Origin of the sequence: Roseicyclus salinarum (assembly GCF_029624655.1) — a bacterium.
In the GTDB taxonomy this organism is placed as follows: Bacteria; Pseudomonadota; Alphaproteobacteria; order Rhodobacterales; family Rhodobacteraceae; genus Roseibacterium; species Roseibacterium salinarum.
The window spans coordinates 97,608-118,398 of sequence record NZ_JARRSA010000009.1 but is presented as its reverse complement, the minus strand read 5'-3'; the positions used below and the strand labels follow the sequence as shown (position 1 = coordinate 118,398).

The 20,791-nt window shown below is 70.4% G+C and carries 22 protein-coding genes; 9 read left to right on the top strand and 13 right to left on the bottom strand.

The window, feature by feature from the left end:
• Positions 1-11: 11 nt before the first annotated feature.
• Complete coding sequence (locus P6F26_RS08380; RefSeq protein ID WP_278028217.1) at positions 12-359, bottom strand: TfoX/Sxy family protein; 348 nt, start codon at positions 357-359, stop codon at positions 12-14.
• 253 nt (positions 360-612) lie between these two features.
• Positions 613-1,620: an isopenicillin N synthase family dioxygenase gene (locus P6F26_RS08375; protein WP_278028216.1), complete on the bottom strand. Its 1,008-nt coding sequence runs from the start codon at positions 1,618-1,620 to the stop codon at positions 613-615.
• Positions 1,621-2,182: 562 nt separating this feature from the next.
• On the opposite strand from P6F26_RS08375, the gene P6F26_RS08370 reads away from it, so the two are divergent.
• Positions 2,183-2,830: a BON domain-containing protein gene (locus tag P6F26_RS08370; protein ID WP_278028215.1), complete on the top strand. Its 648-nt coding sequence runs from the start codon at positions 2,183-2,185 to the stop codon at positions 2,828-2,830.
• 31 nt (positions 2,831-2,861) lie between these two features.
• On the opposite strand, the gene P6F26_RS08365 is transcribed toward P6F26_RS08370, so the two are convergent.
• From P6F26_RS08365 to P6F26_RS08345, 5 genes are all read right to left on the bottom strand, one after another.
• On the bottom strand, positions 2,862-3,764 hold the full coding sequence (locus P6F26_RS08365; protein WP_278028214.1) for a helix-hairpin-helix domain-containing protein: 903 nt from the start codon (positions 3,762-3,764) through the stop codon (positions 2,862-2,864).
• 28 nt (positions 3,765-3,792) lie between these two features.
• Positions 3,793-5,418, bottom strand: a complete 1,626-nt coding sequence (gene groL / locus P6F26_RS08360; RefSeq protein ID WP_278028213.1) for a chaperonin GroEL — start codon at positions 5,416-5,418, stop codon at positions 3,793-3,795.
• Between the two features lie 228 nt (positions 5,419-5,646).
• On the bottom strand, positions 5,647-6,171 hold the full coding sequence (locus tag P6F26_RS08355) for an Hsp20/alpha crystallin family protein (RefSeq protein ID WP_278028212.1): 525 nt from the start codon (positions 6,169-6,171) through the stop codon (positions 5,647-5,649).
• A 66-nt stretch (positions 6,172-6,237) separates the two neighbouring features.
• The gene (locus tag P6F26_RS08350; RefSeq protein WP_278028211.1) at positions 6,238-7,110 is read right to left on the bottom strand and encodes a Crp/Fnr family transcriptional regulator; all 873 of its coding nucleotides are present in this window, start codon (positions 7,108-7,110) and stop codon (positions 6,238-6,240) included.
• On the bottom strand, positions 7,107-7,571 hold the full coding sequence (locus P6F26_RS08345) for a host attachment protein (protein WP_278028210.1): 465 nt from the start codon (positions 7,569-7,571) through the stop codon (positions 7,107-7,109). The genes P6F26_RS08350 and P6F26_RS08345 overlap by 4 nt, the downstream gene beginning before the upstream one ends.
• A gap of 188 nt (positions 7,572-7,759) precedes the next feature.
• Between P6F26_RS08345 and P6F26_RS08340 the strand changes: the two genes are divergently transcribed.
• Positions 7,760-8,533, top strand: a complete 774-nt coding sequence (locus P6F26_RS08340; protein ID WP_278028209.1) for a Crp/Fnr family transcriptional regulator — start codon at positions 7,760-7,762, stop codon at positions 8,531-8,533.
• A gap of 8 nt (positions 8,534-8,541) precedes the next feature.
• Here the strand turns inward: P6F26_RS08340 and P6F26_RS08335 are convergent, their stop codons facing one another.
• The 4 genes from P6F26_RS08335 to P6F26_RS08320 all read right to left on the bottom strand — a co-directional run bounded on the left by P6F26_RS08335 (position 8,542) and on the right by P6F26_RS08320 (position 10,913).
• Positions 8,542-9,093: an HPF/RaiA family ribosome-associated protein gene (locus P6F26_RS08335; RefSeq protein WP_278028208.1), complete on the bottom strand. Its 552-nt coding sequence runs from the start codon at positions 9,091-9,093 to the stop codon at positions 8,542-8,544.
• A gap of 22 nt (positions 9,094-9,115) precedes the next feature.
• Positions 9,116-9,391: a YMGG-like glycine zipper-containing protein gene (locus P6F26_RS08330; protein ID WP_278028207.1), complete on the bottom strand. Its 276-nt coding sequence runs from the start codon at positions 9,389-9,391 to the stop codon at positions 9,116-9,118.
• A gap of 33 nt (positions 9,392-9,424) precedes the next feature.
• A complete protein-coding gene (locus P6F26_RS08325; protein WP_278028206.1) occupies positions 9,425-9,844 on the bottom strand; it encodes a CBS domain-containing protein in 420 nt (139 codons plus the stop codon).
• A 73-nt stretch (positions 9,845-9,917) separates the two neighbouring features.
• Positions 9,918-10,913: a ribose-phosphate diphosphokinase gene (locus tag P6F26_RS08320; RefSeq protein WP_278028205.1), complete on the bottom strand. Its 996-nt coding sequence runs from the start codon at positions 10,911-10,913 to the stop codon at positions 9,918-9,920.
• Between the two features lie 16 nt (positions 10,914-10,929).
• Here P6F26_RS08320 and P6F26_RS08315 point away from each other — a divergent pair, with 16 nt between their 5' ends.
• The 3 genes from P6F26_RS08315 (at position 10,930) to P6F26_RS08305 (ending at position 14,181) form a co-directional block, all read left to right on the top strand.
• A complete protein-coding gene (locus tag P6F26_RS08315) occupies positions 10,930-11,448 on the top strand; it encodes a DUF2267 domain-containing protein (RefSeq protein WP_278028204.1) in 519 nt (172 codons plus the stop codon).
• A gap of 10 nt (positions 11,449-11,458) precedes the next feature.
• A complete protein-coding gene (locus P6F26_RS08310; protein WP_278028203.1) occupies positions 11,459-12,517 on the top strand; it encodes a hypothetical protein in 1,059 nt (352 codons plus the stop codon).
• 134 nt (positions 12,518-12,651) lie between these two features.
• Entirely contained in the window at positions 12,652-14,181 is a 1,530-nt protein-coding gene (locus P6F26_RS08305) for a bifunctional aminoglycoside phosphotransferase/ATP-binding protein (RefSeq protein ID WP_278028202.1), read from the top strand.
• A gap of 3 nt (positions 14,182-14,184) precedes the next feature.
• Here the strand turns inward: P6F26_RS08305 and P6F26_RS08300 are convergent, their stop codons facing one another.
• Entirely contained in the window at positions 14,185-15,075 is an 891-nt protein-coding gene (locus P6F26_RS08300; protein ID WP_278028201.1) for a LysR family transcriptional regulator, read from the bottom strand.
• Between the two features lie 128 nt (positions 15,076-15,203).
• On the opposite strand from P6F26_RS08300, the gene P6F26_RS08295 reads away from it, so the two are divergent.
• From P6F26_RS08295 to P6F26_RS08280, 4 genes are read left to right on the top strand one after another with little or no spacing between them, the layout of a single operon-like run.
• On the top strand, positions 15,204-16,154 hold the full coding sequence (locus P6F26_RS08295; protein ID WP_278028200.1) for a Bug family tripartite tricarboxylate transporter substrate binding protein: 951 nt from the start codon (positions 15,204-15,206) through the stop codon (positions 16,152-16,154).
• Complete coding sequence (locus P6F26_RS08290; protein WP_278028199.1) at positions 16,151-16,660, top strand: tripartite tricarboxylate transporter TctB family protein; 510 nt, start codon at positions 16,151-16,153, stop codon at positions 16,658-16,660. The genes P6F26_RS08295 and P6F26_RS08290 overlap by 4 nt, the downstream gene beginning before the upstream one ends.
• Before the next feature lie 4 nt (positions 16,661-16,664).
• Positions 16,665-18,176 carry a tripartite tricarboxylate transporter permease gene (locus P6F26_RS08285; protein WP_278028198.1) on the top strand — a complete coding sequence of 504 codons (1,512 nt, stop codon included), beginning with the start codon at positions 16,665-16,667 and terminating at the stop codon, positions 18,174-18,176.
• Positions 18,176-19,771: a gamma-glutamyltransferase family protein gene (locus P6F26_RS08280; RefSeq protein WP_278028197.1), complete on the top strand. Its 1,596-nt coding sequence runs from the start codon at positions 18,176-18,178 to the stop codon at positions 19,769-19,771. The genes P6F26_RS08285 and P6F26_RS08280 overlap by 1 nt, the downstream gene beginning before the upstream one ends.
• A 93-nt stretch (positions 19,772-19,864) precedes the next feature.
• On the opposite strand, the gene P6F26_RS08275 is transcribed toward P6F26_RS08280, so the two are convergent.
• Positions 19,865-20,749, bottom strand: a complete 885-nt coding sequence (locus tag P6F26_RS08275) for a c-type cytochrome (protein WP_278028196.1) — start codon at positions 20,747-20,749, stop codon at positions 19,865-19,867.
• Positions 20,750-20,791 lie beyond the last annotated feature (42 nt).

Here is a 20,791-nt window from a genome sequence, read left to right as displayed (position 1 = left end):
TCCCGCGAGGGTCATCGCCGCCGCCCGGTCCCGATGTCGTCGAGGATGCGTTCGATCCCGGCAGGCCCCTCCGGTGAAGCGCTTGCCACCAGCGCGTCGAATCGCACGCGAAGCGCGGCCTTCTCGGCTCCGCGGCAATCGTTCCAGGGCCGCCCCTGCAGGCCCATGGCGAGGGCATAGTAGCCGATGAAGTGCGGCGGGTGGCCGCCCGCGACGAGGCGGGCATAGGCGCCGTCCGCGCCCATGTCGCGCAGGGCCGCGGCGCTCGTGATGCCGGCCTCGGCAAACGCGCGCTCCATCGCCGGACCGATGTTGCGGATCGTGCTTACCCTGTCGCCGGGATCCGGTCTGTCCGTCATCTGCGGGCCCTCCCCGCGGGTCAGGCTATCAGATGCTGGCCCAGTCGGTGAAGCGGACAGGCAGGGGGCGCGGTTTCGCGGGGGGGCCGCCCTGGGGGGGTGCTGGTTTGGGCTTCTTGTGCATCGGGATGCTCCGGCGCGTCGTGGACACCGGTGCAGTCAACACGTCCAAGTCGGCCTGATTGGCCCCGCCGCGGGGAAAGAATGTGTCTCGGGCGTGACCCGTGCGACGCATTTTCGGAAGGGCGCACCCTCAGGGCCGGGCCTTCAGCGCATCGTAATTCGCGCGGATCCGCTCCTGGATGTAGTCGCCCGCCTTGATCGCGGGATAGGCCTTGTCGGGGCCCTGAAGGACGAAATCCCTGTTGGCCTGCGCGAAGAAGGGGATCGAATAACGCGGCCCGAGATATTCGTCGGCGCGGGGCATCCGCACGCGATGCGGGTTGGACAGAAGCCTGTCGTCCGACCAGCGCATCAGCATGTCGCCGATGTTGCAGGTGATGATGCCGGTGCGCGGCTCCACGTCGGTCCACGCGCCGTCTTCGGCGGCGTGGCCGGGGCAGACCTGCAGGCCGCCCTGTCCGGTCTTCTGGTGCAGGAGCGTCAGGCAGTCGAAGTCGGTATGCGCGCCCGCGCGCCAGCCCTCGAAATCCTCGGGCCGCGCGTCCTGCATGGGCAGGTAGTGGATCAGCCGGAGCGTCGACTGGTAGTCGGGCGAGGCGGGATCGTGGGCGCGGGCGAAGAGGTCCTCGTCGAACCCCAGCTTCAGCGCGAAGCACGACAGCACCTTCATCGCGACTTCCCAGTTCGCGCGTTCGAAGGCCAGCATGGTCTCGCGGAATCCCGGGATGTCCGCCGGGTCGGGCCAGAGCCCTTCCATCCGCGGCCGCGTGATCTGGTAGCTTTCCTTCTGGTCGGGCGTGCCGGTGGAGGGGCGCACCTGCGACTTGAATTCCCAGCCGGCATTGGTTCCGGGGCGCAGGGGCAGGGCGGCCTTCCGATGCTCGGGCAGGGCGAAGAACGCCTCGGACAGCGCGAAGGCCTCCTCGATGCTGGCGATCGGGATGCCGTGGCCTGTCAGCTGGAAGAGGCCGAGCGTGGTCGCGGCCTGCCAGAGCGCGTCGGCGATCCGGGGCTTGCGGTCCTCGTAGTCCGACAGGTCGATCAGCGCGACCTCGTGCGCGCCTGCCGCGCCGATGCCGCCCATGCGGCGCTCGCGGGACAGCTCGTGGTGGGCGTCGGGATGATCGGGGTGGCGCATGGCCCTGCTCCTGTCCTGCCGGGCCGGACCCGGGGGAAGGGAGCAATGACCGGGGCGCGCGATGGGGCGCCCTGCCAGCTTCTACTCCGAAAAAGAACTGGCGACCCAGCCAGTTGGAAGAGAGACGAGGAGGTGGGTCGCCAGCAGTTTTCTCATGTCGTGCCCAGGGTCAGCAAGGAAGGGAGGAGACAGACCCCGGCGCATCGACAATTCCAGACTGGCCGTGTTCACCGGCGCATGAAAGCCCGTGCGGCCGTTCGCGGCGGCGTCTTCGGCAACTGCCGCATTCTTGTGCGCCCATTGGGGGGGATCGCGCGTTTTCCTGTGCGCTTTGGCGAGGATCTGCGTGCTCCGCGCGGCGCGTTCGCGCCCGAATCCCTCCCTTGTCGCGTCAGACCGTTCTTGGCCGTTTCCTTGGCGAACATGGCGCCGGCAGCCCCGACATTCAGGGTGGGTCCCGGTCGCGCAGCCCTCCGCGCGCGCGGGCCGTTGCGGGCGGTCAATGCCGCGCGCGCGCGGCAGGCCTACGATCTCACCTCCGATACCCCGGATGGAGGAAGAGATGACCGACAAGCAACTGCGGCTGGACATCATCGACGAGCTCGACTTCGAGCCGAGCATCGATGCGGCCGATATCGGCGTGGCCGTCGATCAGGGGGTGGTGACCCTGACGGGCCATGTCCGCAGCTACAGCGACAAGCTCACGGCGATGGACATCGTGGAGAACGTGGTCGGCGTGCGCGCCATCGCGGACGAGATCGAGGTGCGCCCCATCGGCGCCCACATCACGGCGGACGACGAGATCGCGAAGCGCATCGCCAACACGCTGCGCTGGCACACGTCGATCCCGGACGAGCGGATCCATGTCACCGTCTCCAAGGGGCGGGTGAGCCTGGAGGGCGACGTCGAGTGGCGCTACCAGGCGGATGCGGCGGAACGCGCCATCGCCAAGCTGACGGGCGTGACCGGCATCGACAACGATCTGAAGGTCAGGCCCGCCGTCTCGGCCGAGGACGTCGCCGACCGGATCCGCAAGGCGCTCATGCGCGATGCGGAACTCGACGCCTCGGGTATCCGCGTCGCCGTGCAGGACGGCATCGTCACGCTGAAGGGAAACGTCCGCTATCTCGGCGAGCGCAGAAGCGCGGAGCGCGCGGCATGGGCCGCGCCGGGCGTGACGAAGGTGGTGGACGACCTCGCGGTTCAGTGACCGGGTTCAGTGAAAGGGTTCAATGGCGGGTTCAGTGCCTGGGCCCGCCCGCGCCGGAGGGCGCGCCGGCATCGGCGGGCGCGTCCCCGCCGGGACTGGCCGCGTAGTGCCTCAGGCACTCGTCCTCGCGGCCGCGCACGACGCGCTTGCCGGCAAGGACGCCGCGCCGTTCGGTCACGACGGTGCAGCGTTCCTCCGGGCCGTCGGTGTCGTGGAAGTAGATCACGACCCAGTCCCCCGTCCGGTCCAGCTCGTGCGCTCGCGCGGTGTTCGAGAACAGGACCGTCAGGTGCCAGTCGCCGCGGCGCGCGTGCATGATCGGCAGCCACGCCTCGCCCGTGGGGTTGAACCGCCGCGGCGCGATGCGCCTGAGATCCCCGGCCTCCGCCCGCGCGCGGTAGAGCGCGTCGGCGTCGAGCAGGAGCGACACGGGCGGCACGCCCTTGCCACAGGGCGCCGCCCCGCGCCGCATCCGCGCAAGCCGCTGCTCCAGCGCGGCGAGGATCGCCTCGCGACGGCGCGGGCCGATCCCCGGCACCTGCGTCCTGTCCAGGCGCAGCGCCGTCTCGAGGTCCTCCAGCGTCTCGACGTCGAGCGTATCGACGAGGCGTCGCGCGAGTTCCGGGCCGATGCCCGGTATGGTGCGAAAGAGATCCTCCGGCGACAGGCTGCCCTTCAGGCGCTCGAGCTGCCGCCATTGCCCCGTCGTCAGCAATTCGGCGATCGCCGCCGCGATGCCCCGCCCGATCCCTCGAAGCGCGATCAGCGCGCCGGTGCCGCCGCTCTCGAAGAGGCGGCGCAGCGGCTCGGGCGAGGTCTCGATGCCGTGGGCCGCGGTGCGGAACGCCGCCACGCGAAAGCCGTCCTCGCCCTGGGCCTCCAGAAGTCCGGCGTATTCCCGCAGGCGCGCGGCGATCTGGAGGTTCTCCTGCACGGGGGGCGGGGCCCCGGCGGTGCCGCGCTCAGGCATAGGTGTCGAGCGGCGCCGGTGCGGGCCTGTCCTCGTCCTCGGGGATCTCGGCCATCGTGGCCTCCGTCAGGAGGAGCGTGCCGGCCACGGACACGGCGTTCTCCAGCGCGATGCGCACCACCTTTGTCGGGTCGATGATCCCGGCCTCCAGCAGGTCGCAGTAGACGTTGCGCGCCGCGTCGAAGCCGCGCGCGCCCGTGCCCTTCTTCATCTCCGCCAGCACCACGCCGCCATCCATCGCGGAATTCTCGGCGATCTGGCGGGCAGGCTCGGCGAGCGCGCGCGCAAGGCACGAGACGCCGGTGCGCCGGTCGCCTTCGCGAGCCTCCGCGGCGGCTTCAACGGCGCCGATGGCCCGCACCAGCGCAAGGCCCCCGCCCGGCACCACGCCCTCGGCGACGGCGGCCTTGGTCGCGTTGATCGCGTCGTCCAGCGCTTCCTTGCGGGACTTCAGCTCGGCTTCCGTGGCCGCGCCCGCACGGATCACGGCGACGCCGCCCGACAGCTTGGCGAGGCGCTCGCGGAGCTTCTCGCGGTCGTAGTCCGAGGTGCTCTCGTCGAGCTGAAGGCGGATCTGCGCGATCCGCGCCTCGATCCGCTCCGGGTCGCCCGCGCCGCCCACGATCGTCGTCGTCTCGCGGTCGGCCCTGACGGAGGCCGCGCGGCCGAGGTCGTCGATCCCCAGCTTCTCGATGTCGATCCCGAGGTCGGGCGAAACGGGGCGGCAGCCGGTGAGCACGGCGATGTCCTCGAGCATGGCGCGCCGCCTGTCCCCGAAGCCCGGCGCCTTGACGGCGACGACCTTGAGCGTGCCGCGAGGCCTGTTCACCACGAGCGTCGCGAGCGCCTCGTCGTCCAGATCCTCGGCCACGATCAGCAGGGACCGCCCCGCCTGCATCACTGCCTCCAGAAGCGGCACGAGGGGGCGCAGGCCGCTCAGCTTGCGCTCGTGCAGCAGGATGAGCGGCTCGTCGAGCCGCGCGGTCAGCGTCTCGGCGTCGGTGACGAAGTAGGGAGAGATGTAGCCGCGATCGAACTGCAGGCCCTCCACGACCTCGAGGACGGTTTCGGTGGTGCGGGAATCCTCGACCATGATGGCCCCTTCGTCGCCCACCTTCTCCATCGCCTCGGCGACCATTTCGCCGATCGCCTCGTTGCCGTGGGCCGACAGCGCGGCGACCTGTCCCTTCTCCTTTCGCGACTGAACCGGCCGCGACAGGGCGCGCAGGCTTTCGACCGCGGCGGCGAGGCCGTCCTCGAAGCCGCGGCGCAACTCCACCCCCGAGGCGCCCGCGGCCACGTTGCGCACCCCCTCGGAGAACAGCGCGTGGGCGAGGATGGTGGAGGTCGTGGTGCCGTCGCCGACGGCGTCGCCCGTGCGTTCCGCCGCCTGCCGGAGAAGCTGCGCGCCCATGTCCTGCTCGGACTCCTTCAGGCGGAATTCCTTGGCGATCGTGACGCCGTCGTCGCAGACCACCGGCGCGCCGTAGCTTTTCTGGATGAAGACCGACTTCGAGCGCGGACCCAGCGTGATGCGCACCGCATCGGCAAGCGCGCGGGTCCCCTTGAGCAGCGCCTCGCGCGCCTCTGACCGGAAAAGGAGTTTCTTGTAGGCCATGTCGGTCTCCCGATGGTCGCGGCCCCGACAGGATGCGCCGCCGCGCTGCGCTGTCGATGACCGCGGTCAACGGGCGGGCTGCGGCGGGGCAGGGCCCGCGCGGGCGGGGCCGCGCCGCAAAGAGCCCCGGCAGACTTCGGACCGGGGACAGGCCGGAGCGTGCTGCCGGGGCCAGTTGCACCTCCGCCGGAGCCGGAGGCGCCGGGAGCCTCGTTCGGCCGTCCGCGTTCAGGCCGCGGACTGGACCTCGACCTTGCGTTCCTTCTCCTTCGCCTCGGCGCTCTTGGGCAGGGTCACTGTCAGGACGCCGTTGGCAAAGCTGGCCGACACGGCGCCTGCGTCGATGCCGGGGGGAAGGGACAGCGTGCGATGGAACTCGCCGTAGCGGCGCTCGCTCAGGAGGTAGTCCTCCTTCTCTTCCTTCCTTTCCTCCGACTTCTCGCCATGGATCGTGATGGTCCCGTCGCTCAGCTTGATGTCGATGTCCTCGGCGGCCATTCCGGGCAGCTCGGCCGTGATGCGGTATTCGCCGTCGCATTTGACAAGCTCGGTCGCGGGCTGCAGCGCCCATGCGCCCTCGGCGGGCAGCAGCGACTGCATCCTGCGCGACAGCGGCCGCCGCCAGAAACCCGCGCTGAAATCGTCGAACAGCCGGTCGATCTCGTTCCTGAGCGAAAGAATGGGCGGCCAGCCTTCGCTAGCTGCCGGCGCCGCTTCCTTCTGAACCTCGATCTCCGATGTCTTGCTGGTCATCCTTGCGTCTCCCTTCGAACAAGACCGCGCAGGAGCGCGGCCGGGCCTATCGTGACGCGGGGCAGTCTATCCTCGCGCCCCGGTCGGAGCATTGATCGCCGTCATCGGCCGCCGGGGGTCCGCCGTCGCGGCGGGCGATGCCGGCGGCCCGGAAGCCACGCGCCCCTCCGCCTCGCGCCCCGGCGGCTCCACGCCCGCAAGAAGCGCCAGCCGGTCGAGGTCGCGGATCCGGAACCGGTAGGGTGAAAGGCTCGTCAGGAGGTCCTTCTCCTCGAGATAGCGCAGGGTCCGGCTGATCGTCTCGACCGCCGTGTTGGTCAGGTCCGCCCAGTCGCGCCGGTCGATCTCCATCGTCAGGACGAGGGCCCCGTCGGGCAACGGCTCCACCGGCATGATCGAGGCCGCCGAGACGAGGAACGCGATGATCCGCTCGCGGCTGGTCAGTGTGCCGTAGCGCCAGAGCGCCTCGAGGAGGCTCTGGTGAAGGTGGTCGACCTCGCGCAGCACCAGCTGCCGGATCCGCGGGTCGTGCCGCATCCGCCGGCTGACGCCCGCGCTGTCGTAGAGGCAGATCTCGACGTCCGTGGCCGCCTCCAGGCCGCAGACGGAGGCCTCTCCCGCCAATGCGCCCACGAGGTCGCCCGGCACGGCGAGGCCGAGCAGGATGCGCTTGCCGCTGAGCCTGATGGTCGAGCGGCGGACGTAGCCCTTGCGGATCACGCCCAGAAACCCGGGTTGCCCGCCCTGTTCGAGGATCTGCCTGCCGCGCGGAAAGGTACGCACCGCGGGCCTGCCTGCGCCGGTGGAGCCGTCGTCGCGCATCGCGCGGCACAGCTCCGCGCCGCGGAGCGCGCATCCCTCGCAGGACCGGCCCCCGATGCTGCCGCCGTCCGGCCGCAGCGCGCCCCGAAGCGTGTCGGCGGCCGGGACGAACGTCATTTCAGAGACCCCTGGCCGAGCGCCTCGGTGACCGCATCCCTCAGCTCGGCGTCGGGCAGGTTGACGATGTTGAGATCGCGTTCGAGCACAACGGTCTCGCCCAGCGACGCGGGCATTTCGTGGCGCAGGATGCCCAGCATCCTCGGCGCGGCGAATATCGCGAGGCGGCCCAGCCGCCCCTCGTGGCGGTGCGCCTCGAGGCTGTCGAGGATCTCGCGCGCGAAATCCTGCATGGTGCGCTGCACAGGGTCGGACCCCGGCTCCATCGCCGAGCGCCTTCCGCTGGCGTCGGAGGCGAAACTGCGCCCGGCCTGATCCGCCATGATCTCGCCCAGATGGGTCGACGCGGCCTTGCTGTGAAGCTCGATCGGTTCCTCGCCGCCGCCACTCCCGTCGAGCCCGCGCAGGATGCGCGCGCGAACGCCGTTGGTCACGAGGGCCCAGGTCTTCGGGAGTGCCATGTCGCCTCCATTGTCGTCGTCCCTGCGATGATTTGAGCCGATTCCAGGCTTCGCCTCATTGATGGCGGTTAACGCGCCGCGTGCGTGGCGATGATGTCATTGCGGCTGGAACCATTTTTCACGCCAACAGTTGGCAGGCGGGATCGGGCGTCCGCCCGGTCCAGCTACGCAGGCGAGGCTGAGAGGGCATGATGGGGCAAGGCTGCACCGCCACGCGCGAGCGCGTGACACGTTCTGGCATCTTTTCTGAGCTGCGGCCCGACACGCGCGACGCGCTGATGTCGATGTGCCTCCTGCGGCGCTTCCGGGCGGGTCAGACCGTCCTGCAGGAGAACGAGGCGGCGGACGTCGTGGGCCTCGTCGTTTCGGGCGTTCTGAGGATGCAGAAGACGCTTGCCGACGGGCGGCAGCATATCGTCGGGCTTCTCGTGGAGGGAGACGTGTTCGGCCGGGTTTTCGGCGGGCCGACCGGCTACTCGGTCGAGGCGGCGGTCGATGCCGAGTACTGCTCGTTCGCCCGCGCGCCGTTCGAGTCCCTCCTGATGCGCTCGCCCGACCTCGACCGGGCCGTGCTGTTGAACGTGCTCGACGAGCTCGACCGCGCGCGGGAGTGGATGGTGATCCTGTCCAACCAGAAGATCGCGAACCGGGTCGCGGGATTTCTCAACCTGATGTGCGCGCGGTTCTCGGCGGTCGGCGACGTGCTTGCGCCTGCGGGCGAAGGGGTGGAGGTCAGGATACCGATCAGCCGCACCGACCTGTCGCACCTTCTGGGCACGCGGCCCGAGTCGATCTCGCGCGCGTTGCACCGGTTGCAGGACCTTGGCGACATCGAGATCCTCGATCCCGGCCGCATCCTCGTGCGCGACCGGCAGGCGCTTGCGGAGCGGGCTGGCGAGGAGGAGTGCGAGTGCGTTCCCGACGCGCTGGGGGGAATGTCGCGCGGCCTGCGTGCCGGCTGAGCGCGGGGTCACCCGGCGATGGTGACGGCGGTGGCGTAGGGGCCCTTTTCGCCCTCCATCTCCCGGAACCGGATGCGGGTGCCCTTTTCGAGAAGCTCCCACTGGTCCGAGGTCAGGCTGTCGCGCTGGAAGTAGACGCGCCGCCCGTCGTCAGCCGTGACCCAGCCGTAGCCAAGCTCGGGCTCCAGTTCGGCGATCTCGCCGTGCAGGATCGGCGCGTGATGCTTCACCTCGACTCCGCCCATCACTTTCTTGCGTTTTTTCAACGCCTTCTCTGCCGCTGTGAAGGCACGGTTCACGGCGAGGATCAGGTCCTCCTGCGCGCTTCCCTGCGCCACCTCGCGCGCGACCGAGACATCCGGTCCCGGCAGGTGGACGTTCAGCCGGACCTTGAAGACCCGGCCATGGCGCTTGCGCTTCTGCGGCGCCTCCATCGTGACCTCGCAGCCGGTGATGCGCTCGTCGCGGCGTTCCAGCAGCGCGATGCGCCGCTGCACCAGCTCGTCGACGGCCGGCGAGTGGTCGATGTTGTGGTAGGAGATGATCGGTTCGGTCTGCATGACGGGCTCCGCGTGGCGGCGATCAAGGGCAGGGCATGATGTAGAAGGTCGCGTCGCCCCGCGAGTAGGCGCACCTGTCGTCGGCCGAGTTCTGAGCGACGATCGTGCCTGCGGCCGCCCCCGCGAGGGCCGCGATCAGGCGCCAGTCGTCGTCGGCCTCGAGCGCCTCGGCGGTGATCAGGCCGACGGCGGCGCCCGCCGTGATGCCGACCACGGTGCGCTGCTGGGGTGTGAGATCCTCGCAGCCCGACAGGATCGTCAGCGCCGTCAGGACCGTCGCGACAGCGTGTCTGGTCATGGTCTTTCCTACCTTGGCGGTTCGCGCGCGGCCTCAGCCATGGTGGTCGGCAACCGCGTGCAGAAGCTCGCCGGACAGTTCCCGGCTGACGGCGTGCGATATGTCGCCGAGGCTGAGCATCCCCACGAGCCGCTTGTTGTCGTCGATGACCGGAAGCCGCCGGATCTTGCGCTGGTCCATGAGGTGGATCGCGTCCTCGACCGTCTCGGCCGTGCGGCAGTAGACGATCCCCTCGGTCATGATCTCTTGCGCGGTGGTCTTTTCGGGGTCGCGCCCCGCGGCCACGACGCGCAGTGCGATGTCGCGATCCGTGACCATTCCGATCAGCCGGTCGTCCTTTCCGATCGGGATCGCGCCGATATCGTCCTTCTCCATGATCTTCGCGATCTCGCTGACGGGCGTGTCTGCCTCGGCCCAGTCGGCCTTGCGGTGCATTGCAGATGCGATGTCCATGTCGGGGTTCCCTCGCTTCAGGGGTGATGGTCGGAAGTCTGCGTCATCCCGGCCGAGGGTTCATTGACGGCCGTCAAGCGGACCCCCCGCGCGCTGCGGGGCCGGTGCCGGGGGGCGGGTGCAGGCGCGCGAGGGCCTCTGCCAGCAGCGGCGCGCAGGTCACGATGCGCAGCCGCGCGCCAAGCGCCGCGCCGAAGGCGGGGCACGGCTCCACGCCGTCGCTGATGGCGATGCTGTCGAGGAGCGCGCTCCGCGACAGGACCTCGAGCGCCGCATCCGTCATCAGCCCGTGCGCGGCGAGAGCGTGGACCTCGGCCGCGCCATGTGCGCGCGCGGCTTTCGCCGCCCGCAGGATCGTGCCGCCGCCGCAGATCATGTCGTCCACGATGTAGACGGCGCAGCCCGCCACCTCGCCCGCGAAAAGCGTTCCCGACACGACGCCCGCGCTGCGCCGCTTCTCCATGAAGCCGAAGGGTACCGCGACGCCCGTCCGCGCCTCCAGCGCCTCGCGCAGAAGCTGGGCGCGCTTGACGCCGCCAAGATCGGGCGAGACCACGGCCGGCGGCAGCTTCGCACCGGGCCCCGCGAGCCCGGCGGCGATGTGATCGGCGAAAAGCCCGTCCGTGGACAGGTGCAGCGTCGGGCATCGAAAGGCGTTCTCGAAGGCCGCGAGGTTGTGGACCTCGAGCGTCACCACCGCCGAAGCGCCCACGGCCTCGAAAAGCTGCGCGACGTAGCGCGCGGTCACCGGGTCCTGGGGCTTCGTGCGCCGGTCCTTGCGCGAATAGGCGAGGTAGGGCGCGACGGCGGTGACGCGCCGCGCGCCGTGATCGCGGCAGGCCCCCACGAAGAACAGAAGCCGCAGGAGCTTGTCGTTCGCGGAGGCGCGGTCGCAGCCGTGCAGGGACTGCAGCACGACGACATCCTGCCCGGCCACATCCACGAGGGGCCGGGCCTTGTGCTCGCCGCCGTCGAACTCGCGTTCCTCGTGCGGCGCGAGCTGCAGACCGCCGCAGGCCGCGACGCGGTCGCCGAGCGCGGCAGAGCCCTTGAGCGCGAAGACCAGCATGCCACGGGTGTTCCCGATGCGCGCGGGCGCGGCATTGATTGCCGTCAATGCGCAGGCCGCCCTTCTGCGGGAAGGTTGGCGCGCGTCTTTCGTCCGCAACGAAGGTGATCCAATGGCCACGACTGGCATTTCCGCGATCGACCACGCTCCGCAGGTCTTTGCCGAATGGCTCAACGAGCTGTGCGCGGACCTCGGCTGGGAAAAGGCGCGCGCCTACCTGCTGCTGTGCGAGACCCTGCACGCGGTGCGCGACTTCCTGTCCGTCGATGAGGCTGCCGACCTTTCGGCGCAGCTTCCGCTGCTGGTGCGGGGCGTGTTCTTCGATGGCTGGGATCCCTCGCGCACGCCTGCAAGGCCCCGCAACAAGGCCGATTTCCTCGCCCGCGTCGAGGCGCGCTTTCGCAAGGAGCCGCTGGAGGATCCCGAACGCGCGGTGTCGGCGGTGTTCGACCTGCTGCGCCGGCACGTCTCGTGGGGCGAGTTCGAGCAGGTGAAGAACGCCATGCGCAAACCGATCCGGGAGCTCTGGGAATAGGCCCCTGGCCGTGGCGGAGGGCGACGGGGACGGCGGCGGCCGGCCCACGCTTGCCGAGAAGCGCGCGTTCCTGGAAAGCGGCGCGGCCTGGCCGGGCGAGCCCCGCCCCGACTGCGTCGAAACCCACGCCTCGCTCGTTTTCCTGACCCGTGACCGGGCATGGAAGCTGCGCAAGCCCGTGCGGCTCGTCCATGTCGACCAGCGCAGGCTTCAGGCGCGCGAGCGGCTCTGCCGTGCGGAGTTGCGCGTGAACAGCGAGATGCCGGGCCACGTCTACCGCGGCATGACGCCCCTGGTGCAGCGCGACGGTGGCGGTCTCGCGGTTGGCGGCCAGGGGCGCGTGGTCGACTGGCTGGTGGAGACGGTGCGCCTGCCGGCCGGGGACATGCTTGATCGCCGCCTGCTGCGCGGGCCCCCGCCGAGCGGCGAGGAGATCGGCCGCGCCTGCGACCTCCTCGTGCGGTTCTACCGCGAACGTCCCCCCGAAGCCGACGGCGCGCGCATCTTCCACGACCGGCTTCGGGGTGACATCCGGATCGCGCGGCGGCACCTGCGCGACATGGCGCCGGCCATCGGCATGGATGCGCCCGCGCGGGTCCTCGATGCGGCCGAGCGCGCGATCCGGCTCTGCCGTGACGAGATCCTCGAGCGGGGCGAAACCGGGCTGATCGTGGAGGGGCACGGCGATCTTCGGGCCGAGCACGTCTGCCTTGGCGATCCGCCCGTCGTGTTCGACCGCCTCGAGATCGACCACGGGCTCCGGGTCATGAACCCGTTCCACGAGGTGAACGCGCTCGGGCTGGAATGTGCGCTTCTGGGGGCAGGGTGGATCCGCGAGCGCCTGCTTGCCGCGCTGTCGCAGCAGGTCGCGCGGCCCTCGCCCCGTCTCTTGACGGCCTACGGCGCGGTGTCTTGCCTGACGCGCGCGCGCATCGCCGCCGACCATTTCCGGGACGCGGTCGTGCCGACGCCCCTCAAGTGGCGCAAGACGACGCGGGACCACGTCGTGATGGCGACGCGGCTTCTGGAGCCGGAAGCGATGCGCAAGGGGGAGCTTGGCGCGCGCTGAGGCGCGCTGGCAGGGGTGCGGCTTCGGTTGGGCCGACCCGGCGCCGGGTCCCCGCCCGGCGGCAGGATTGACCGAGATCATTGCCACCGGCCGGTCGGTGGCGGGACCCTGAGGCCACAGCCCCGGAACAGCACATGACGCAAGCCAAAACCGTCGCCTTCCTTGCCTCCGGCCGGGCCTTTCCCGGCGGCGGGCCCGTTGAGGTCATCGAGACCCACGGCGCCTACGTTTTCCTGTGCGGGGACACGGCGCTCAAGCTGAAGCGCGAGGTGAAATACGACTACATGGACCTGAGCACGGTCGCGCTGCGCAGGAAGCTCGTGGCGCGCGAACTGGAGCTCAACCGCCCCGCCGCGCCCGAGATCTATCGCGACATGCTGCCGGTCACGCGCGGCGAGGCGGGGCTGGAGCTGGGCGGCGCGGGGGCGGTCGTCGACTGGGTCCTGCGGATGTGGCGCTTCCCCGCGGAGAACGAGCTGGAGCGCGTCGTGGCCCGCGGAGAGCTCGACGACCGGCTCGCGACCTCCATCGGCGAGGCCGTCGCGGCCTATCATGCCAAGGCCCCGGCGGTCCTGCGCGGCGGCAGGGCGCTTCTGGCCGACATCCTCGCGGAACTTGGGCGCGTTTTCGCCGGGTTCGAGGGGGCCGCCGGGACCGGGCGGCTTGCGGCATGGCAGGGGGCCGTCGCCGCGCGGCTGCGGGCCAACGGCGCGCTTCTGGACGCCCGCGCCCGTGACGGGCACCTGCGCCGCGCCCATGGGGATCTGCATCTGCGCAACCTGGTGCTGATCGACGGGCGGCCGGTTCTTTATGACGCGCTCGAATTCGACGAGACGCTGGGCACCTGCGACGTGCTCTACGACATCGCATTCCTCGTCATGGACCTGTGCCATCGCGGCCTGCGTCGGCAGGCCTGCAGGGTGCTCGATGCGTGGCTTCGCGCGGCGCGCGGCACCGAGGACGGGGGCCTTGCCGCGCTGCCCCTGTTCCTGTCGGTGCGCGCCGCGATCCGGGCGATGGTGCTCTTGCAGACGGACGCCGCGCGCGGATGCCCCGGCACGTCGGCGCCCGAGGTCGCGGACTACCTGGATCTCGCCTGCGCCGCGCTAGATCCCGTGCCCGCGCGGCTTGTCGCGGTCGGGGGCCTGTCGGGCAGCGGCAAGAGCGTGCTTGCGCGCGCGCTCGCCCCCCTGGCGGGCCCGCTGCCGGGGGCGGTGCTTCTCGGCTCGGACCTGGAACGCAAGGCCGGACGGCCCGCCGGGACGCGCCTCGACAGCGCCGCCTACGCCCGCGAGCGGCGCGAGGCCGTCTACCTCGCGATGCTCGGGCGCGCCGCCACGCTGCTTGCGGCGGGCCATTCGGTCATCCTCGACGCGACGTTCCTGGACCCGGCGATGCGCGCGCGGGCCGAAGACGTGGCGAAGCGGGCCGGGCGGCCATTCGTGGGGTTCTGGCTGGAAGCGCCCGACGCCGTGCTGCGGGCGCGCCTTCGCGCGCGCCGCGGCGATGCCTCGGACGCGGACGTCGCCGTCCTGGAGCGGCAGATCGCGGCGGGCGCGGGGCAGGTGGCGTGGTGCCGCCTCGATGCGGGGCGTGCGTCTGGGGACGTCTTCGCGGATGCGGCGGCGCGTCTCGGCGCGGATCGCGGGGCGAATGCCGGCTGACGCTCAGGGTGTCTCGCCGGGATCGAGCCCGATGTCGATCGCGCGCCGGACAAGCACCTCGCGCAGTCCCGCGAGCACCTTCGAGCGCGACGAGACCTGCCGCTGCACCAGTCCGATGCGGCGGACGATGGCGCCATTGCCGAAGGGCCTGCTGTTCAGCGAGCCCGGCGCCGCATCGATGGTGGCGATCTGGGGCACGATGGCGACCCCGAGGCCGGCCTGAACCATGCCCACGACCGAGGGCATCGTGTTGGTCAGGACGACCTGTCTCGGCGTGATCGACAGGCGCGACAGCTCGGTGTCGATCTGCCGCGCGAGCGGCACGTCGGTGGCGTAGCGGACGAAGGGCAGATCGCGCAGGAGCGAGATGTCGCTGCGCCGCCCCTCCCGTGGGGGGGCGATCAGGACCAGCGGCTCGGTCAGCACGGTGCTCCACGAAAGACCGGTGGGAACGCCGACATGCTCGGCGACCATGGCGGCGTCGAGGCGTCCCGCGGCGACGTCCGACATCAGCGCCTGCGACACGCCGACGGTCAGTTCGAAGGAGAGATCGGGGTAGATCGACCGCATTTCGGCGAAGGCGCGGGGCACAAGCTGCATGGAAACTGTGCGAATTGCCCCGAATCTGAGCACGCCGGCCGTCCTGCCCCCGGAAATCACCATGCGGGTCTCGGCCATCGTCCGCACGACCTCGCGCGCCGCGCGGACCAGTTCCTCGCCCTTCGCATTGAGCTGGCGGGGTCGTTTCCTGCGGTCGAACAACTCGACCCCGAGGTGGTTCTCAAGCGCCTGAATCTGTTGGCTTACCGCGGACGGCGTGAGGTTCACGAGATTGGCCGCGGCGGCAAAGCTGCCGGTGTCCGCGACGGCGACAATGGTTTGAAGCTGACGCATGTCCATCGGTCTTTGTTAAGATTTGCTTCAGCAAAAGGCAAAGAACATTCGCTTTCGAAAGAGTCTCTCCGCGCTTAACCATTCGACAGCCCGGATCGAGTGGGCACCCTCAGAAAGGAGACTCTCTCATGACCGTATTCTCGCGGAGCCTCGCTGGACTGGGGCTGGCAGTCGCCACCCTCGTCCAGCCGGCCGCAGCTCAGGAATACCCCAGCCAGCCTGTCGAGTTCATCGTGCCGTGGGGCCCCGGCGGCGGCAGCGACACGCTTATGCGGATCGTCGCGAACAACGTCACCCCCTACCTCGGCGCCGAGATGCCCGTCATCAACATCCCCGGCGTGGGCGGCACCGTCGGCCTGACCGAGGCCTCGCGCCGCGCCGCGGACGGCTACACGATCAGCCAGGTGCACGAGGGTCTCCTCGCGGCGACCGCGACCGGCCTGACCGAGCTTGCGTGGGACGACTTCGAGCCGATCGCCCTTCTGACCGCCTCGCCGCAGTATCTCGTCGCCTCCGCCGACCAGCCCTTCGACACGATGGAGGGCCTCGTTGAATACGCGCAGGCAAATCCGGGCGAGCTGACCATCGGCGTGACGCTGGGCGGCGTGCCGCATCTTCATGCCGCCATGATCGCCGAGGCCTATGACATCGAGTGGCGCTACGTCGGCTATGAAGGCACGGGCGAGCGTATCCGCGCCCTCGTCGGCGGAAACCTCGACCTCGCCATCGGCGACATCTCGTCCTCGCTGCAGTTCGTCGAGAACGGCGACCTCGTGTTTCTCGCCACCGGCGCGACCGAGCGCCTGCCCCAGACGCCCGACGTTCCGACCTTCATGGAACTGGGCGCGGATCTCGACCTGTCGATCACGCGCGGCATCGTGATGCCCAAGGGCGCCCCCGAGGAGGCGCAGGCGACGCTCGAGGCGGCGCTGGCCGAACTGTCCGCGGATCCGACCTACGTGGAGCAGATCAACAATGCGGGCGCGGATGTCGCGTTCCGGGGACGCGAGGCCTACACCACCTACCTGTCCAACCTGGGCGCGACGGTCGAGCGCCTCGCACAGGTCATCGCGCCTTGAGCGCGACACCCGGGCGCACGCGGACGGAAGGATCGGGCGAAATCGCCCGGCTCCTTTCCTACGTCGCGCTCCTCGCGGCATCGGCGGGCCTCTTTCTAGAGGCCCGCACGATCCCGACCTCGCGCTTCGAGGTGCTAGGCGCGGGGGCCTTCCCGATGCTGGTGCACGGCGCGCTGATCGTCCTGCTGATCGGGTCGATCGCGGGGTCGCTGCGCAAGATCCCGGCCAGCGCCTACGCGCGCTTCGCCGTCGAGGTCGCGGAATGGGCGCGGGCCAAGCGCCTCGTCTTCGCGGTCTTCGGCGCGCTCGGCCTTTACGTCGCGACGATGCCGGTGATCGGCTACCCGGTCGCAACCTTCCTGTTTCTCATCGTCCTGCAGGTCACGCTGGCGCCCAAGACCCGCGCGGCCTTCGCCATCGCGCTCGCGCTCGCGCTGATCTTCTCGTTCGGCCTGAACTGGGTGTTCGCCGAAGTCTTCAACGTATTCTTGCCCAGGGGGAGATAGGAGCATGGACGCCTTCATGCTCGGCGCCGCCGAGGTCCTGTCGCCCGCGACGCTCCTGATGATGGTGATCGGCACCATCGCGGGGATCATCGCCGCGGCCATCCCCGGCTTCACCGTGACCATGGCCATCGTGCTCACGCTGCCGCTGACCTTCACGATGGACCCGCTGCAGGGCATCGCGGTGATGCTGTCGGTCTATGTGGGCGGCTATACCGGCGGCCTGATCTCGGCGGCGCTTCTGGGAATTCCGGGCACGCCGTCCTCCGTCGCCACGACCTTCGACGCTTTCCCCATGTCGCGCAACGGCGAGGCGGGGCGGGCGCTGTCGCTCGGCGTCTGGGCGTCGTTCTTCGGCACGATCATCTCGACGGCCGTGCTGATCGTGGCCGCCCCGCCGCTCGCGATCTTCGCGGTGCGCCTTGGCCCGTGGGAATACTTCTCGCTCATCGTCTTCGCGCTGACCATCGTGGCGAGCCTCGTTGGGCATTCGCTTCAGCGCGGGCTGATCGCGGCGCTGATCGGTCTTGCGATCGCCACCATCGGGGCCGACCCGATGATGGGCCGTCCGCGCTTCGACATGGGGTTGGAGCTTCTGGCGGCGGGTCTGCCGTTCCTCGTGGTGCTGATCGGGATCTTCGCGATCTCGCAGCTCGCCTCGGAGGTCGAGGACGCATCGGCGATCAAGAAGGGCGAACGCCTGATCACCGGAAACATCGAGTTCCGCACCTGGAGCGTGATGCGCGAGGTGCTGATGCGCCCGGTCAACCTGATCCGGTCTTCGCTGATCGGCGTGGGCATCGGCGCGCTGCCGGGGGCGGGGGGGTCGATCGCGAACCTCGTCGCCTACGACCAGGCCAAGCGCAGCTCGAGGACGCCCGAGAAATTCGGCACCGGAACGCCGGACGGCGTCGTCGCCTCCGAGGCCGGGAACTCGGCCACTGCGGGCGGGGGCCTGATCCCTCTGATCGCGCTCGGCATTCCGGGATCGGCCGTGGACGCGATCCTGATGGCGTCGCTGATGGTGCACGGGATCTCGGTCGGCCCGCGCCTGATCATGGACAATGCCGATCTCGTCTACGGCATGTTCCTTGCCATGGCCGTCTCGAGCCTGATGATGCTGGTGGTCTGCGTGCTGTCGATGCGCCTGTTCCTGCGGGTGGCCGAGGTGCCCAAGTGGGTCGTCGTGCCCGTGGTCCTGACGTGCTGCGTCGTCGGCTCCTTCTCGCTGAACAACCGCGTGACGGACCTCTACCTGCTCGCGGCCGTGGGCATGCTGGGCTATGCGCTCAAGTCGCTCGACTATCCGCTGGCGCCGCTGGTCCTCGGGGTGATCCTCGGGCCGATCGCCGAGACCAACCTGCGCCGGGCGCTGATGACGGACAACGACTGGACGCTGTTCGTCACCCGGCCGGTCAGCCTGCTGTTCCTCGCCGCGGCGGCTCTGTCCGTGGCCTGGGCGGTGCGGGGCATCCTCCGATCCAGAAGACAGACCCAGGAATTCAAGGATCCCGCCTAATGTCATTTCGCCATGATGCTCTTTACGCGTCCCGCCGCTCGCCCGTCCTCGCCGACAATGTCGTCGCAACCTCGCATCCGCTCGCCGCGCAGGCGGGGCTGTCGATGCTTGCGCGCGGCGGCAATGCCGTGGACGCGGCCATCGCTGCGGCGGCGGCGCTCACGGTGGTCGAGCCGACGGGCAACGGCCTTGGCTCGGACGCCTTCTGCATCCTTTGGGACGGGACCTCCCTGCACGGCCTCAATGCGTCGGGCGCGTCGCCAGCGGCCTGGGGCCCCGACCGGTTCCGCGGCCGCGATGCGATGCCGTTCCGCGGATGGGACAGCGTGACCGTGCCGGGCGCGATCGGGGCCTGGGTCGCGCTGGCCGAGCGGTTCGGCACCCTCGACCTGCCGATCCTGCTTGCGCCGGCGATCTCCTACGCCGAGGCGGGCTTCACCGTCACGCCGGTGATCGGCGCGCTCTGGCAGCGCGGCGCCGAGACCCTGTCGGAGCAGCCGGGATTCGCGGAGGCGTTCATGCCGGGCGGGCGAGCGCCGCGCGCGGGCGAGCGTTTCCGCAACCCCGACCAGGCCCGCAGCCTTCAGCTGATCGCCGAGACCTCGGGGCGCGCCTTCTACGAGGGCGAACTGGCCGAGCGTATCGCCGCCCATGCCCGCGAGAACGGCGCCGCCCTGACCGAGGCGGACCTCGCCGCCAACCGCCCCGAGTGGTGCGGCACGCTCTCCACGGGGTTCGGGGACAGCGTCCTGCACGAGATCCCGCCCAACGGCCAGGGCATCGCCGCGCTGATGGCGCTGGGGATGCTGGACCACCTCGGCCTTCAGGATCTCGAGGCCGACGATCCGCTGGCGCTGCACCTCCAGATCGAGGCCATCAAGCTCGCCTTCGCGGATCTCGAGGCCTACGTCGCCGACAGCAGTCACATGACCGAGGTGACGCCGGCCCACCTGATCGATCCCGACTACCTGAAGGCGCGCGCCCGCCTCGTGTCCCGGGACAGGGCGCAGCGGCACGGGCCGGGCGCACCGCGCGCGGGCGGCACCGTCTACCTGACGGCGGCCGACGCCTCGGGGATGATGGTGTCCTTCATCCAGTCGAACTACGCGGGCTTCGGGTCCGGGGTGGTCGTGCCGGGCACCGGCATCAGCCTGCAGAACCGCGGCGCGGGCTTCAAGCTCGAACCCGGGCATCCCAACGAGGTGGGATCGGGCAAGCGGCCGTTCCACACCATCATTCCGGGCTTCCTGATGCGCGACGGCGCCCCGAGGATGAGCTTTGGCGTCATGGGCGGCCCGATGCAGGCGCAGGGCCATGTGCAGATGGTGCTGCGCACCCAGCTCTGGGGGCAGGACGTGCAAACGGCCGCCGACGCGCCGCGCTGGCGCTTCGTGGAGGGCAACGCGGTGGCCTGCGAGACGTCGCTGCCGGCCGACACGCTCGCCCGCCTTGCGGGGCTCGGCCACGAGATCTCTGTCGAAGCCCCCGACAGCGCCTTCGGCTTCGGCGGCGCGCAACTGGTGGAGCGGCTGCCTTCGGGCGGCTATTCGGCGGGATCCGACCCGCGCAAGGACGGGCAGGCCGTGGGCTTCTGAAGGGCCGCGCGCCGCGGCGCGGCCCACAGGCCGGACCGGACCGGACGCGGCCCCCGGCCCGCGCGGGCGGGGCAGGGGCCGCGCATCTCCCGCTCAGTCCTGGAGGCTGGCGAGATAGGCCAGAAGATCCCGGCGCTGCCCCTCGTCGCGCAGACCGCCGTAGCCCATCGAGGTGCCGCGCGCATAGCCGCGCGGGTTCTCGATCCACGCATCGAGTTCCTCCGGCGTCCAGACCTGCCCCTGAAGCTCCTGCAGCGCGTTCGAATAGCGGAAGCTCTCGATCGAGGCGACGTCACGTCCGACGATGCCCACGAGGTGTGGACCGACGCGGTTCTGCTCCTGGTCGGCGACGTGGCAGGCCGCGCATTGGCGCCAGACCTGCTCACCCGCGGCGGCGTCGCCGTCGAGATAGGCCATCTGTTCTGCCGGCCAGTCACCAGCGCCATCAGCGCCGGACGCCTCGGCTTCGGGCGCGGCGGCGGCTTCGCCCTCCGTCTCCGCACCCTGCGTCTCGGCGGGAGCTTCCTCGGTCGCCGGAGCGGGCTCCGCCATATCCGCCTCGGCCATGTCCGTCTCGCCGCTGGCCTCCGCCTCCGCCGTTTGCGTCTCGGCTGGAGCATCGTCTGTCGCCGGAGCGGGCTCGGCGGCCATATCCGTGGCGGCCATGTCCGTCTCGGTGGTCTCCGCCTCCGCCGTTTGCGTCTCGGCGGGGGCTTCCTCGGTCGCCGGAGTGGGCTCGGCAGCCGCATCCGCGGCGGCCATGTCGGTTTCTCCGGTTGCCTCCGCCTCCGCCATCTGCGTCTCGGCGGGGTCTGCCGTTTCGCTCGCGTCCTGCGCCTCGGCGCTCTCGCTCGCCTCGGGGGCGGCGTCGGGCGTGCGGGTTGCGACGTCCTGCGCGGCGAGGAACAGAAGGATCGCGAGACCGCCGAAGGTGATGGCGCGGGCCGGGCCCGTCACGTCGTCGATTTGGAAGTTCATCTTGAGTTCACTCCAGTCATTCGCATTTGCTCCCTGATGGGA